Genomic DNA, 16,225 nt, shown 5'->3' on the forward strand with positions numbered 1-16,225 from the left:
TTTCGCCTAAAATGCGAGTTAAAGGGATGACAACAAGGACGATTGTCCGCATTTTATGAGGTTACACTTTTTGCCCCAAAGTAGAGATGACGCAAGGCCTTGGTTTTGTTATAAGAGTAGTTACCTAAGCAAAAGGGGCACGCAGTGAGAATATTTGGGTTAGCACTGGCTTTACTGGTTATTTTAGGTTGTTCAGAGCCGCAAAAACCAACACAACTTGAGCATGTTTATCAAACCAAAACACTTCGCGTGGGCACCCTCGCGGGTGCCAGTAATTACTATCAAGGCACCCAAGGTGAACAAGGGTTTGAATATGAGCTCGCGCAAGAATTCGCCGACTACATGGGTGTTGAATTAGATATCGTGCCCTTTTTTTCACTCAACGACATGTTCCAACGCCTAGATAACGGCTCACTCGATTTAATCGCTTCTGGCATTGGCTACTCTCCTATTCGTGCCCAGCAATATCGGTTTGGCCCCAGTTATCGCACCATCAGCCAAAAGCTTGTTTATAAGCAAGGGCGTAAACGTCCGCGAGGCTTCGAAGACCTAGAGGGTAACTTAACAGTGCTCGCCCGCTCCAGTCATTCACAAACCTTGTATCGGGTGCAAAAGAAATACCCGACCCTGAGCTGGAATGAAACTGATGAATTAGATGAATCCGAATTACTCCAAGCGATTATCGATGGTGATATCGATTACACGCTCGCAGACTCACACACCTTGGCACTATTTCGTCGTTATCATCCAAATCTTAGTATTGGCTTCTCAGTGACACAAAATGACCCCATTGCATGGGTTATGCGCCAAGACAATGATGACTCCCTGTATGCCCTAATGATTGAATTTTTCGGTGACGTAAAAGAAAACAACCGCCTCTATGCCTTGGAAGAAAAATACTTCGGTCACGTTCGTCAGTTCAATTACGTTAACACGTTAGCATTTATCGAAGCGGTTGCAGATACGCTACCAACCTATGCTCCTTGGTTTAAAGATTATGCCCAAGAGCTGGATTGGCGCTTACTAGCTGCGTTGAGCTATCAAGAGTCCATGTGGGATCCTAAAGCCAAATCACCGACAGGCGTACGCGGCATCATGATGTTAACCTTGCCCACAGCGAAACAAGTCGGGGTGAAGAATCGTCTCAAGCCAGAGCAAAGTATTGATGGCGGAGCCAAATATTTACGCTACTTGATTGAGCGCGTGCCTGATCGCATCCCCCAACCAGATCGTACTTGGTTCGCGCTTGCAGCCTATAATGTAGGATGGGGTCACGTAAATGACGCACGTATCCTCACCCAACGAGATGGGGCGGATCCCGACAAATGGGCAGACGTTAAAAAATACCTACCGCTGCTTGTGAAGAAACGTTATTATCGAACAACAAAGTATGGTTATGCGCGTGGAGATGTTGCCGTAACCTACGTAGATAATATAAGGCGCTACTACGACACATTAGTCTGGCTCGATGAGAACCAAGCACTCGATGTTGCCGAAGCTAGTGCCAAGGAAGAATCAGCAGGAATGCCATAAAACTGTCACTTATTCGTGTTTTGATGGCAGCTCTCCCCTCTCACTTTCAAGGAGAAGTAGTATGTTGAAACGTCGAAGAACGCATAACTTTAAACGTCGTGCCATATTTTCGGGTTCTAAACGTAGAAGAGTGTTAAGAAAAGACACTCATAATAAAATACTCTGGCGTCGTCGCCTGTTTGCTGCCCAGCAAATGGAAGAGCTAGAGCAACTGAGCATGGTAGAGGTTTAATCCCTCTGCGTGCTCTGCTGGCGCGCTTTTTTCTTTTCTTTATGTTCCTGTCTTCTGCGCTTAAAAAAAGCCGATAATTGTTCAGCACATTGCTCAGCTAGCACACCTGATGTGACTTCCAATTGGTGATTTAAACGCGGCTCTTGCACCAAATTCATGATTGAGCCGGCCGACCCCGTCTTTAAATCAGTTGCACCAAATACCAAACGCTTAATGCGGCTATGCACTAACAGGCCCGCACACATTGAGCAAGGTTCAAGTGTTACATACAAGGTACAATCAATAAGTCGATAATTATTAAGAGCCTTACCAGCATCACGAATAGCCATCATTTCAGCGTGAGCGGAAGGGTCGTTAAGCGTGATGGATTGGTTCCACCCCTGGGCTATAAGCTCATCGTCTTTAACGAGTACTGCCCCGACAGGAATTTCGTCAATCGCTTCAGCACGTTGCGCGCATTCTAAGGCCTTTTGCATCCAATACTGATCGTCAAACTTCGTCATATATGCTCAAATAGCTACAATAAAGTCGCGATTATATCGCGAAAAGCGGTAATTTTATAAGTATCACCATAGCCTGCACGGGCTAAATTAAGATATAATTCGCCGCTTTTTTTGTTCTATGGATACCGAAAACGGGTAAGTCATGAAGTTTCCTGGTCGCCGAAGACACAAACATTATTTTCCAGTGGAAGCTAAAGATCCACTAACAAACCAGATCCACGCTGAGTCTCGGCTCAAGCGTAGCTATATCGTGGGCATTGATCAGATCGTGGTCGATATCGAAGCGAAGGTCGATCTTGCCTTTTTAGATGAGTTCGGTTTGCGTCGCGGTATGTCTCAGGTCATTGACAGTGACACCACTAATGCCTTGTATGACCGTCTAAAATTGAACGACATGGTCGATTACGAGTTTGCAGGTGGCACCATAGGCAACACCATGCACAATTATTCTGTGCTTGCCGATGATCGCTCAGTATTGCTTGGTGTGATGAGTGAAAACATCAAAATCGGTAGCTACGCTTATCGATTCTTGTGTAACACCTCTAGCCGCGTCGATCTCGACTATCTGCAACCTGTGGATGGTCCCATTGGTCGTTGCTTTACGCTTATTGATGAAAGTGGCGAGCGTACCTTCGCAATCAGCGCGGGGTTAATGAACCACCTTCGTCCTGAATCAATTAGCCAAGAGCTTATCGAAAACTCATCGGCTTTGGTGATCAGCGCCTACTTAATGCGTACGCAAGGCGCCGAAACCATGACCGAAGCAACGATGCAAGCGGTTAAATACGCCAATGATGCAGGTGTTCCTGTCGTACTCACGCTCGGCACCAAATTCCTTATTGAGCAAGACCCAACGTGGTGGGCTGAGTTTGTAGATAAGCATGTTGATATTCTTGCGATGAATGAGGAAGAAGGTCAGGCAATCACAGGTTTTGAAGATCCCTTACTCGCTGCTGATAAGGCACTTGATTGGGTCGATCTGTGATCTGTACCGCTGGTGAGCGCGGCATGTTTATGGCTGGTTACATTGATGAGCAGTTTAAACGAGAAACTGAGTATCCGCTGCTTCCAGGTGCAATCCCTGACTTTAACCGCTATGAGTTTTCACGAGCGATGCGTAAGCAAGACTGTGAGAACCCCATTAAAGCGTACAGTCATACAGCGCCGTTTATGGGTGGCCCAGATAGCATCAAAAATACCAATGGTGCCGGTGATTGTGCCCTAGCTGCAGTGCTGCACGATATCAGCGCTAATGAATACCACAAACGCAATGTACCAAACTCAGCGAAGCACCATCACGAAGCAATTACCTACTCTTCTCTTGCTCAGATCAGTAAGTATGCAAACCGTGCAAGCTTCGAAGTACTGGTTCAACATTCTCCACGCTTAACCCGTGGCCTACCCGAGCGAGAAGATTGCTTAGAGCAGGCTTACTGGGAACAGTAATCAGTCCTTGTGAATCATTATATTAAGCCGCTTTTATAGCGGCTTTTTTGTTTATGGCTATCTTTAAGACTGATTCATGCTCTAAACGGTACAAATGCTTTTGCTAAGTAAATTGGTGGAAAAGTTACGCGCGAACCGTAGTTTGATTGCTGTAATGGTAGTTCTTGGTTTGATAATTTGCGGCGCTTGTATTGCGCTCGTTCCGTCTGACTTAGGCTTTGACCTTATGGGACCCCTCGTCATCTTTCCTTGGGGCCTTTTCTGCATTGCCTTTATTCGGAGACCTTCTGCCCCAGAGGTTGTTTTCTTCGCTGTATTTGCACTATGCGGTCTTGCTTGGCCATTGCTCTAAGCCTAAGCTGACAGAGAACAATAAGCATCCTATTGTTGAACAGAAGGAAGCGAGAACAAAGATAAATAGAAACCCAATCGGCACAAAGCAAAAAACCCGTCGTATTTCTGCAACGGGTTTCTTTAATTAGGCGAAGTAAGACCGAAGCACAGCTTCGCAGCTCACGGAGGTGAGGCCAGGGGTGACCGAGGTAACCAAGCTACAGGGACATATTGTTGAAACCACGTTTAATCAGGGACTTGTTAAATCGGGTATGAGACTTTGAGCGGCCATATTTGTAGGTCGGTGTTTACCCCGACAGTGGTTTGGCATGCAGTCATAAACACTAGAAAGCAAAAAACCCGCTGCATTGCTGCAACGGGTTTCTTTAATTAGGAGCCTGGTGATGACCTACTTTCACATGGCAAATGCCACACTATCATCGGCGCAGTTCCGTTTCACTTCTGAGTTCGGCATGGGGTCAGGTGGGTCCAGAACGCTATTATCACCAAGCAAAGTTGGTTACTAATCGCTATCGCAATCAGTATTAATTCGGAAAGCTTTATAAGTAAATGTCTACTTCAGTCTTTAATTTCTAACTTCTAACTTAACAGTCTCACACCATTTTGGCGTTGTATGGTTAAGCCTCACGGGTAATTAGTACAGGTTAGCTTAACGCCTCACAGCGCTTCCACATCCTGCCTATCAACGTTGTAGTCTTCAACGGCCCTTTAGTGGAGTCGAACTCCAAGTGAGAACTCATCTCGAGGCTCGCTTCCCGCTTAGATGCTTTCAGCGGTTATCGATTCCGAACGTAGCTACCGGGCAGTGCCATTGGCATGACAACCCGAACACCAGCGGTTCGTCCACTCCGGTCCTCTCGTACTAGGAGCAGCCCCTCTCAATTCTCAAACGCCCACGGCAGATAGGGACCGAACTGTCTCACGACGTTCTAAACCCAGCTCGCGTACCACTTTAAATGGCGAACAGCCATACCCTTGGGACCGACTTCAGCCCCAGGATGTGATGAGCCGACATCGAGGTGCCAAACACCGCCGTCGATATGAACTCTTGGGCGGTATCAGCCTGTTATCCCCGGAGTACCTTTTATCCGTTGAGCGATGGCCCTTCCATTCAGAACCACCGGATCACTATGACCTACTTTCGTACCTGCTCGACGTGTCTGTCTCGCAGTTAAGCTGGCTTCTACCATTACACTAACCGTACGATGTCCGACCGTACTTAGCCAACCTTCGTGCTCCTCCGTTACTCTTTGGGAGGAGACCGCCCCAGTCAAACTACCCACCAGGCACTGTCCGCAACCCCGATTCAGGGGCCAACGTTAGAACATCAAACATACAAGGGTGGTATTTCAAGGATGGCTCCACGGTAACTGGCGTCACCGCTTCAAAGCCTCCCACCTATCCTACACATGTAGGCTCAATGTTCAGTGCCAAGCTGTAGTAAAGGTTCACGGGGTCTTTCCGTCTAGCCGCGGGTACACAGCATCTTCACTGCGATTTCAATTTCACTGAGTCTCGGGTGGAGACAGCGTGGCCATGGTTACACCATTCGTGCAGGTCGGAACTTACCCGACAAGGAATTTCGCTACCTTAGGACCGTTATAGTTACGGCCGCCGTTTACCGGGGCTTCGATCAAGAGCTTCGTCCGAGGACTAACCCCATCAATTAACCTTCCGGCACCGGGCAGGTGTCACACCGTATACGTCATCTCGCGATTTAGCACAGTGCTGTGTTTTTAATAAACAGTCCCAGCCACCTGGTCACTGCGACTCTCAAGTGCTTACGGAGCAAGTCCTTCACACTCAAGAGCGTACCTTCTCCCGAAGTTACGGTACTATTTTGCCTAGTTCCTTCACCCGAGTTCTCTCAAGCGCCTTAGTATTCTCTACCTGACCACCTGTGTCGGTTTGGGGTACGATTCGGTATAAACTGAAGCTTAGAGGCTTTTCCTGGAAGTATGGCACCAACAGCTTCCACTCCGTAGAGTGTCGTCTCGTATCTCAGCCTTAAAGAATCCCGGATTTTCCTAAGATTCAAGCCTACATACTTTCACACGGACAACCAACGCCGTGCCTGCCTAGCCTTCTCCGTCCCCCCATCGCATTTATACCAAGTACGGGAATATTAACCCGTTTCCCATCGACTACGCCTTTCGGCCTCGCCTTAGGGGTCGACTCACCCTACCCTGATTAACATGGGATAGGAACCCTTGGTCTTCCGGCGTGCGGGTTTTTCACCCGCATTGTCGTTACTCATGTCAGCATTCGCACTTGTGATATGTCCAGCATGCCTCCCGGCACACCTTCAGCCACTTACACAACGCTCCCCTACCCCGCGAGCAAAGCTCGCAGCCGCAGCTTCGGTGGTATGTTTAGCCCCGTTACATCTTCCGCGCAGGCCGACTCGACTAGTGAGCTATTACGCTTTCTTTAAAGGGTGGCTGCTTCTAAGCCAACCTCCTAGCTGTTTTAGCCTTCCCACATCGTTTCCCACTTAACATACACTTTGGGACCTTAGCTGGCGGTCTGGGTTGTTTCCCTCTCCACGACGGACGTTAGCACCCGCCGTGTGTCTCCCGGATAGTACTCATTGGTATTCGGAGTTTGCATGGGGTTGGTAAGTCGGGATGACCCCCTAGCCCAAACAGTGCTCTACCCCCAATGGTATTCGTCCGAGGCTCTACCTAAATAGATTTCGGGGAGAACCAGCTATCTCCCGGTTTGATTAGCCTTTCACTCCTAGCCACAGGTCATCCCCTAACTTTTCAACGTTAGTGGGTTCGGTCCTCCAGTTGATGTTACTCAACCTTCAACCTGCCCATGGCTAGATCACCGGGTTTCGGGTCTATACCTTGCAACTCAACGCGCAGTTAACGCTCGCTTTCACTACGGCTACCCTAATCGGTTAACCTCGCTACAAAATATAAGTCGCTGACCCATTATACAAAAGGTACGCAGTCACCCTCGAAGGGCTCCTACTGCTTGTACGTACACGGTTTCAGGTTCTATTTCACTCCCCTCACAGGGGTTCTTTTCGCCTTTCCCTCACGGTACTGGTTCACTATCGGTCAGTTGGGAGTATTTAGCCTTGGAGGATGGTCCCCCCATATTCAGTCAAAGTTTCACGTGCTCCGACCTACTCGATTTCACTTATAAGACATTGTCGTGTACGGGACTATCACCCTGTATCGTGCCACTTTCCAGAGGCTTCCACTAACACCAAATAAGCTTAAGGGCTGGTCCGATTTCGCTCGCCGCTACTTTCGGAATCTCGGTTGATTTCTTTTCCTACGGGTACTTAGATGTTTCAGTTCTCCGCGTTCGCCTCTTACACCTATGTATTCAGTGCAAGATACCTGTAAACAGGTGGGTTTCCCCATTCGGAAATCCTGGCCTCAAGCGCTTTTTACTAGCTTGACCAGGCTTATCGCAAGTTAATACGTCCTTCATCGCCTCCAACTGCCAAGGCATCCACCGTGTACGCTTAGTCACTTAACCATACAACCCAAAAGGGTGTGTATTTCAAGGACTGTTTAACTTCGCCAGAAGTTAGAATACTAAAGTAGACGCACAATCAACTTTCGTTGACTGGCATATTTCTTTACTTATTGAGAACTCTAAATCATTCAAATTGAACAATTCAAAGTTTTTATCAGCTTTCCAAATTTTTAAAGAGCAAAATATTACCTACCGGCCTAGCCAGTAAGTAACAATCATCTGTGTGGACACTGCGAACAAATTAGTTCTAAATCGTATAAGGAGGTGATCCAGCCCCAGGTTCCCCTAGGGCTACCTTGTTACGACTTCACCCCAGTCATGAATCACTCCGTGGTGAACGTCCTCCCGAAGGTTAGACTATCCACTTCTGGAGCAACCCACTCCCATGGTGTGACGGGCGGTGTGTACAAGGCCCGGGAACGTATTCACCGCGACATTCTGATTCGCGATTACTAGCGATTCCGACTTCATGGAGTCGAGTTGCAGACTCCAATCCGGACTACGACGCACTTTAAGTGATTCGCTTACCCTCGCAGGTTCGCAGCACTCTGTATGCGCCATTGTAGCACGTGTGTAGCCCTACACGTAAGGGCCATGATGACTTGACGTCGTCCCCACCTTCCTCCGGTTTATCACCGGCAGTCTCCTTAGAGTTCCCGACCGAATCGCTGGCAACTAAGGATAGGGGTTGCGCTCGTTGCGGGACTTAACCCAACATCTCACAACACGAGCTGACGACAGCCATGCAGCACCTGTATCAGAGTTCCCGAAGGCACCAAACCATCTCTGGTAAGTTCTCTGTATGTCAAGTGTAGGTAAGGTTCTTCGCGTTGCATCGAATTAAACCACATGCTCCACCGCTTGTGCGGGCCCCCGTCAATTCATTTGAGTTTTAACCTTGCGGCCGTACTCCCCAGGCGGTCTACTTAATGCGTTAGCTTTGAAAAACAACTCCGAAAAGTCGAGCTTCTAGTAGACATCGTTTACGGCGTGGACTACCAGGGTATCTAATCCTGTTTGCTCCCCACGCTTTCGTACATGAGCGTCAGTGTTGACCCAGGTGGCTGCCTTCGCCATCGGTATTCCTTCAGATCTCTACGCATTTCACCGCTACACCTGAAATTCTACCACCCTCTATCACACTCTAGTTTGCCAGTTCGAAATGCAGTTCCCAGGTTAAGCCCGGGGCTTTCACATCTCGCTTAACAAACCGCCTGCGTACGCTTTACGCCCAGTAATTCCGATTAACGCTCGCACCCTCCGTATTACCGCGGCTGCTGGCACGGAGTTAGCCGGTGCTTCTTCTGTAAGTAACGTCACAGCTAGCAGGTATTAACTACTAACCTTTCCTCCTTACTGAAAGTGCTTTACAACCCGAAGGCCTTCTTCACACACGCGGCATGGCTGCATCAGGCTTGCGCCCATTGTGCAATATTCCCCACTGCTGCCTCCCGTAGGAGTCTGGACCGTGTCTCAGTTCCAGTGTGGCTGATCATCCTCTCAAACCAGCTAGGGATCGTCGCCTTGGTGAGCCATTACCTCACCAACTAGCTAATCCCACTTGGGCCAATCTAAAGGCGAGAGCCGAAGCCCCCTTTGGTCCGTAGACATTATGCGGTATTAGCCGTCGTTTCCAACGGTTGTCCCCCACCTCAAGGCATGTTCCCAAGCATTACTCACCCGTCCGCCGCTCGTCATCTTCTAGCAAGCTAGAAATGTTACCGCTCGACTTGCATGTGTTAGGCCTGCCGCCAGCGTTCAATCTGAGCCATGATCAAACTCTTCAATTAAAAGTTTTTTGAATCCGAAGATTCGGCGCTCATTGAATTCTGATTTTGATTCTTTCGAATCGAATTGACTGTGCTGAAACAAGTAAACTTGTTTCCGTTGGTCACTCAGTTCAATTGAGACTCTAAATTTGTTTGCGTCATCTAGCGAACTAGAATCTGCTGTTAGAACTCAACCTGTACGAGTGCCCACACAGATGATTGCTTCATATTTTTAAAGAACGTTTCGAGACTCTTTCGCGTCTCGAGGGCTGTGCATTCTACTCAACCCTGATTTGTTGTCAACACTTAATTTTGAGAATCTTTAAAGTTTTTCAAAACCCAGTTTTACTTGACTCAACCTTCACTTCGTATTGCTTGTTTGTAAGCAGTCCGCCGTGTCGGTGGATGCGCATTATAGGGAGATTCGATTTTGACGCAACCCCTTTTTTAAAGAAAATTGCTAAAAATGGATCGTTTGCACAAATTACACACAAAACACATTAAAAAAGGCCATTTCTTCATCAGAATATGGCCTTTCTAAGTGATTTAATTACTTGTTGGGTTACAAAATAGACACTGTATATTGATAGATACTCACGCCCCATACGATCGCAGCTATTAATAATGAGAGCGTCACCGCCGCAGATGCCATGTCTTTTGCTCGACCTGACAAAACGTGCAGTTCCGTCGATACCCTATCTGTTAATGCCTCTATTGCTGAATTAACCAGTTCAACAATCAATACCAGCAGTAATACACAAACCAGTGCAGCCCACTGCAACATGTCTTTGGCAATAAAGAAAGATAAAGGAAATAAGATGAGGGCCAATAGCAATTCTTGGCGAAATGCGGCTTCTTCTTTAATTGCAGCTCTTAACCCTTGAAATGTACAACGTAGCGCTTTGAATAAACGCCCCACTCCTTGGCCGTTGGGTTTATTAGAAATATTCTGCATCACACACCTATTCGTTGGGCATAAAAAAGCCCCTGAGTAAGGGGCTAGTTATTGGATTAGGCTACACCGTATTGATCACGGTATGCTTTTACCGCGTTTAGGTGTTCATCCATATCACCTTGTTGCTCAAGGTAAGTAATAAGGTCAGCAAGTTTGACTATTGAAACAACCTGCGTATTGAAGTCACGTTCAACTTCTTGAATAGCAGACAACTCAGCTTTACCTTTCTCTTGACGATCTAGAGCGATAAGGACACCCGAAAGGTCTGCACCATGTGCGGCGATGATTTCCATTGACTCACGAATCGCCGTACCCGCTGTGATTACGTCATCAACAAGCATCACTTTGCCTTTGAGTTCAGAACCCACTAGGTTGCCACCTTCGCCGTGTTCTTTCTTCTCTTTTCGGTTAAAGCAATACGGCACATCTTTATCATGGTGATCTGCAAGCGCTACTGCGGTAGTCGTGGCAATAGGAATACCTTTATACGCTGGGCCGAATAACAAATCATATTCAATGCCAGCATCTTCCAGCGCCGCAGCGTAAAAACGACCTAATTTAGCTAAGTCTTTACCTGTGTTGAAAAGGCCGGCATTGAAAAAGTAAGGACTTGTGCGCCCAGACTTAAGAGTAAACTCACCAAACTTTAAAACCTGTTTTGAGAGTGCGAATTCAATAAACTGCTTTTGATATTCTTTCATTACTTTGCTCGTCAACGTTAGAGATTAAGCTAGAGTCTGCTTTTGGATATCGATAATTTCGCGAATAGAGTGTTTAGCTAATGTTAGCATCTGCTCTAATTCGTCGAATGAGAACGGTTCGCCCTCTGCCGTACCCTGCACTTCGATGATTTTACCTGTTTCAGTCAGAATCACGTTCATATCTGTTTCGGCGTCGGAATCTTCTAGGTATTCTAAATCTGTGATTGGCTCACCTTTATAGATACCAACAGAAATTGCCGCAATCATGTGCTTAAGTGGGTTTGTGTTGATCATGCCTTTAGTGCGCATGTAAGTGAGCGCGTCAACTAAAGCAACACATGCGCCACTGATAGATGCCGTGCGCGTGCCGCCATCTGCTTGGATAACGTCACAATCAACAGTGATAGTGTTTTCACCCAACGCTTTTAAATCAACCGCAGCGCGCAAAGCACGAGCGATTAAACGTTGAATTTCCATGGTGCGTCCACCTTGCTTACCACGCGCAGCCTCACGGTCATTACGAGTATGGGTTGAACGTGGCAACATGCCATATTCAGCGGTTACCCACCCCTTGCCTTGGCCTTTCATAAAGCGCGGCACACCTGAAACAACACTCGCCGTACATAAAACTTTGGTGTTTCCAAACTCAACTAACACCGAGCCTTCTGCATGCATGGTGTATTGGCGAGTAAAGGTCACTGGGCGAATCTGATTAGGTGTTCTTTCACTTGGACGCATTCACTATCCCCTTAAATAAAAAATTTCGTACATTATATGTGTTCGCCCGCAGCTATGCCACGGCACTTTTATGAAATTGCCCATTTTTGCTGGAAAATTCTGCTAGAGCTCACATTTTGTTAAGGTATAATCTTAGCGAACCATCTATTAGACATTTAGGAAATCATTCATGATTCACAGCATGACCGCGTACGCTCGCCAAGAAATCAAAGGCGACTGGGGCACCGGAACTTGGGAGATCCGCTCTGTAAACCAACGTTATCTGGAAACTTTTATTCGCGCCCCTGAACAATTTCGTGGTTTGGAGCCTGTTATTCGTGATCGCCTGCGTAAAAACTTACAACGCGGCAAGGTCGAAGTATTTCTTAAATTTGCAGCCAACCCAGCCCATGTGGGTGAACTAAACATCAACGAATCGTTAGCATCGCAACTCGTGAAAAGCGCGCAATGGGTGCAAGCCCAAAGCCAAGGCGATATCAATCCGGTGGATATTCTTCGTTGGCCTGGCGTAATGGAAGCCCAAGAAATGGACATGGATGCGGTTCAAGGTGAATTACTTTCTGGGTTGGATATGGCCATTGAAGAGTTCAAAGCGGCTCGTGCAAGTGAAGGTGAAAACCTTGAGCAAATGATCAGCTCACGTCTTGAATCTATTTTGGAGCAAGTGGCGATTGTTGAATCACACATGCCAGAAGTAGCAAAATGGCAACGTGAAAAGCTGCAACAAAAACTAGATGAGCTGCAAGCTGAAATTGATGACAACCGCCTTGAGCAAGAACTGATTTATCTTGCGCAAAAACAAGATGTGGCTGAAGAATTAGACCGCCTTAAATCGCATGTAAAAGAAACCCATAAAATCCTTAAAAAAGGTGGCGCATGCGGTCGACGCCTTGATTTTCATGATGCAAGAGTTTAACCGCGAAGCGAATACGTTAGCGTCAAAATCAATCAACACTGAAGTGACGAACGCCGCTGTTGAGTTAAAGGTGTTAATTGAGCAAATGCGTGAGCAAATTCAAAATATAGAATAATATCCATTTGAGTCCAAACACTTCCGCTAGAGCCCAGTCATACTGGGCTTTTTCATCGCTGACTGTCTGAAAAATTTCCAAAAATCAGCACACAAAAATTCGCAATTAGCCTGTTTCTAGCTAGGTACATATAGTTAATATTTTTTCAAATTGAATCTTTATTACTGAGCAGCGCTATGCCAAAGCCAATTTTGCTGCCTGTTTCCACATAAATGCAGGCATGGTATTTCGCAATTTCCAAGTGATGTTCATCGGTTGACTACCTGTATGTGATACATATTCAACTTCACCGAAATTAACAAATCCCATAGTCTTACCAAATTCATCTTTAGATTTCTCACGAACAAAGAGGAACAGGCGTTTGCCTATTTCTTTATGGGTTACATACTCCAACCCTTTGCCGTGTTCCGGTCTTGCCGAATTTTGGCTTTGCCAGTGGAAGAGATCTTCGTTTATCGCATAATCGTGATACATAGTAGTCGGTGAAAACTGTTTTTCATTTTTATTCAGAGTGACAAACAACAATTCGATATTTTGATCTTTGATGTTAAATACACCTTCTCTTGAATTTGGCTGCTTCCCAAATGTAGTAGCACCAAAACCAACGAGTATCTGCTCTCTGGCATATCTAGCATGTAGCTTTATTGGGTGATTACCCATCATTGGCATTGTTTCTTGTTTATGATGTATACGGTCAATTAACAAAGTGGTTAAACTCGCCAATTCCGCTTTTAACCACTGATGTTCAAGTCTGTTTAAGCTATCGTTTATATCTTTAAAGCCTAGCTTTTCACCTGATTGTTGCCAGAAGTCATAATGCAACATGAGTTGGTGTGAATTTGAAATTATCAAACCTTCAGTAGCGAAGCGATGTAAGTTGTTTAAGTATTCATGATCATCGCACACTAACAGCCTTGTCTTTACCATTCGAGCGAAGTAACGCACAAGTTCTGGCTCTGGATCATTTAACAAACCTGCCTCTAAACAAAGCTCAGTCCAGCTTAGTTTTTTATACAACGCTTCAACTTCAACTTGTGGGTATACCTTAATGAAATTTACCAAATTCATTTCCAAGGTTGAGTCGCGAGAAAACGAGTGTGCTAATCCAATTAATCGTTGTTTACTGAGTGTCGCATTTTTGATGTTGCGCAGCACAACGTCTTGAGTATGTTTTGATAGCTCTATACGGCACCCTAGCGGCGCATGAGGGAATCCATTTTTAATTTCATCACTAATGGCGCCATCGGTTTTCCCCACCAGTGCTCGAAACTTATGGGCAAAATCATAATCAGCATTAGCGTTACCTACAAAATCCAACACGGTGCAAACTTCTTTGTCATCAGCTAAACGCAAGCCACGTCCTAGTTGTTGCAAAAAGATAGTCAAACTTTCTGTTGGTCTCAAAAACAACAGCGTATCTACCTCAGGTATATCAACACCCTCATTAAAAATATCAACAACGAACAAAATGTTGATTTCACCACCTCGGAGGGCTTGCTGCTTTTGACCTCAATCTTGACTGTTATCACTGGTTAAATAGTCACACTTAATACCTTTGAGCAAAAATTGCTTACACATATATTCCGCATGCTCTTTGCTAACGCAGAAAGCCAAAGCTCGCATGTTACTTATTGAAGTAATTAGTTCATTTAGGGTTTGGTATATTTTGTCTACCCGCTGTTGGTTATGAGTATACAAGTTCGTAAGCTCTGCAATATCGTAGCGCCCACGACTCCAACTGATACTGCGCAGATCAGTATCATCATCGACACCAAAATATTGAAACGGGCATAAATGGCGGCGATTAATCGCTTCTGGTAAACGTATTTCTGCAGCTATAACACCGCAAAAGTCATCAAGAATATTAGAACCATCGTGCCTTTCCGGCGTGGCCGTCAAGCCAAGTAAAATCTGCGGTTCAAATCTGGCTAAAATGCTTCGATAAGAACTGGCAGCGACGTGATGCACTTCATCTATAACAACATAGTCATAATAGTCTGCGGATAAGTTTAAATCGTGGAGTTGGTTATTCAGTGTTTGCACTGACGCAAACAGTTGCTCATAACGCTCGGGTTTATAATTACCTACCCACAACTCACCAAAACTGGCGTTTTTTAACACACCGTGATAGGCCAATCTCGCTTGCTTTAAGATCTCCTCGCGATGAGCAACAAATAAAAATTTCGCATAAGGTTTGTTTTTAATGAATCGGGCAAAATCAAAAGCGGATATTAACGTTTTACCAGTGCCAGTTGCTGCTACGACTAGATTTTTAAACCGCTTATGTAAAGAACGCTCTACTTCAAGTTGCTCGAGGATCTCTTGTTGGTGAGTAAATGGTTTAATCTCAAAATAATGCGCCGATGGCTCATTTATGCCATCGCCAATACGTGCTTGTTTTAATGCAGTGGTTAGCTTTTCTTTCGCTTCTAATTCGCCGTCAAACAACTCAAATTCGGATGAGTTCCAATAGGTTTCAAATGTATTAATTGAGCGGTCAATAATATGCGGAATTTCTTGCGAGGTGATTTTTAGGTTCCACTCTAAGCCACTCGTTAAGGCTGAATGAGATAAGTTGGAAGAACCAATATAGCCTGTATTAAAACCGGTATTTCGTAAAAACAAATAGCTTTTAGCGTGTAGTCGTTCGCGCTTTGTATTGTAGCTAAGCTTAACTTCGGTATTTGGTAATGATGCTAAAAACTCAACAGCTTTTGAATCGGTAGCGCCCATATATGACGTGGTGATCACCTTTAACTTGCGACCACTACGAGTAAACTCTTCAAGCTCGTTGCGGAATATTCGAATGCCCGCCCATTTGATAAATGATACTAACCAATAGATTGTATCTGACGATAATATCTCACGTTTTAATTCGCTCTCTAACGACAAGCCAGCATTGCTGCCGCAAAACAACTCACTTTGGGTAAGGCCTGTTAACGGGAATATATCTTCAACGTACTTTTTAAGATCGGCGGCAACGGGGTTTTCTATTTCGTATATAGCGGTGAGTATTTTGCCCTGACCTTCAAGTAAGTTTTCATCAAAAAACTCGTCATCCTGAAGTCTATCTTTAAGCCATAGAATTAGTTGATTAGACAATTCAATTTGACGCTGAAGTTGATCATCTCCTGATGGTAAGCAATTAACAGCATATTCAATAATTCGACTCAAGAAACGAGACAACCAAATTGACGCCTCAGACTGTTCCAGAATTCGTTCCCCAATGTAAAATCACTCGTGATCAAGGTGGTCTGAAATGAGACTAGTAATGAGTTGTTCGTAAATTCCAGATTGGTTCATAAACAAAGCTTATTATTCCTTTAACGAGAGCAAACCATACACCTAAAGAAGATTGATTTATATATCATGAGATTAGTTGACCTATCCTGCTAAATAACATTCGGGTTAAGCAATTCCTTATCTCCGAGATCTCACAGTTATAGCTAAGAGCTAAGAACTGGC

General features: G+C 45.5%; 6 protein-coding genes, 3 rRNA genes and 3 pseudogenes. 4 read left to right on the plus strand and 8 right to left on the minus strand.

Going from position 1 to position 16,225, the window contains the following annotated elements; genetic code table 11:
• Positions 1-144 precede the first annotated feature (144 nt).
• Positions 145-1,533 (plus strand): membrane-bound lytic murein transglycosylase MltF, encoded by a 1,389-nt coding sequence (gene mltF, locus ACH19P_RS14355; protein WP_462159211.1) that lies wholly within the window; start codon positions 145-147, stop codon positions 1,531-1,533.
• A gap of 61 nt (positions 1,534-1,594) precedes the next feature.
• Complete coding sequence (locus tag ACH19P_RS14360) at positions 1,595-1,765, plus strand: hypothetical protein (RefSeq protein WP_462159212.1); 171 nt, start codon at positions 1,595-1,597, stop codon at positions 1,763-1,765.
• On the opposite strand, the gene tadA is transcribed toward ACH19P_RS14360, so the two are convergent.
• Positions 1,762-2,268, minus strand: coding sequence for a tRNA adenosine(34) deaminase TadA (tadA, locus tag ACH19P_RS14365; protein ID WP_462159213.1), 507 nt, complete (start codon positions 2,266-2,268; stop codon positions 1,762-1,764). The genes ACH19P_RS14360 and tadA overlap by 4 nt on opposite strands.
• Before the next feature lie 142 nt (positions 2,269-2,410).
• On the opposite strand from tadA, the pseudogene ACH19P_RS14370 reads away from it, so the two are divergent.
• Positions 2,411-3,714 (plus strand): annotated as a pseudogene (locus ACH19P_RS14370) (inosine/guanosine kinase).
• A 729-nt stretch (positions 3,715-4,443) separates the two neighbouring features.
• On the opposite strand, the gene rrf reads toward ACH19P_RS14370, so the two are convergent.
• From rrf to rph, 6 genes are all read right to left on the minus strand, one after another.
• Positions 4,444-4,558 (minus strand): 5S ribosomal RNA (rrf, locus tag ACH19P_RS14375).
• Positions 4,559-4,681: 123 nt separating this feature from the next.
• Positions 4,682-7,566: ribosomal RNA gene (locus ACH19P_RS14380) — 23S ribosomal RNA — on the minus strand.
• 257 nt (positions 7,567-7,823) lie between these two features.
• A 16S ribosomal RNA gene (locus ACH19P_RS14385) occupies positions 7,824-9,356 on the minus strand.
• Together the 16S, 23S and 5S rRNA genes form the textbook arrangement of a ribosomal RNA operon.
• 541 nt (positions 9,357-9,897) lie before the next feature.
• Complete coding sequence (locus ACH19P_RS14390) at positions 9,898-10,290, minus strand: diacylglycerol kinase (protein WP_462159214.1); 393 nt, start codon at positions 10,288-10,290, stop codon at positions 9,898-9,900.
• A gap of 56 nt (positions 10,291-10,346) precedes the next feature.
• Positions 10,347-10,991: an orotate phosphoribosyltransferase gene (gene pyrE, locus ACH19P_RS14395; protein WP_462159215.1), complete on the minus strand. Its 645-nt coding sequence runs from the start codon at positions 10,989-10,991 to the stop codon at positions 10,347-10,349.
• A gap of 24 nt (positions 10,992-11,015) precedes the next feature.
• Positions 11,016-11,729: a ribonuclease PH gene (gene rph / locus ACH19P_RS14400; protein ID WP_462159216.1), complete on the minus strand. Its 714-nt coding sequence runs from the start codon at positions 11,727-11,729 to the stop codon at positions 11,016-11,018.
• Between the two features lie 169 nt (positions 11,730-11,898).
• Here rph and ACH19P_RS14405 point away from each other — a divergent pair.
• Positions 11,899-12,760 (plus strand): annotated as a pseudogene (locus ACH19P_RS14405) (YicC/YloC family endoribonuclease).
• Between the two features lie 174 nt (positions 12,761-12,934).
• Here ACH19P_RS14405 and ACH19P_RS14410 read toward each other — a convergent pair.
• Positions 12,935-16,063, minus strand: a pseudogene (locus ACH19P_RS14410) (DUF3427 domain-containing protein).
• Positions 16,064-16,225 lie beyond the last annotated feature (162 nt).

It is taken from the genome of Pseudoalteromonas sp. GB56 (genome assembly GCF_054923835.1).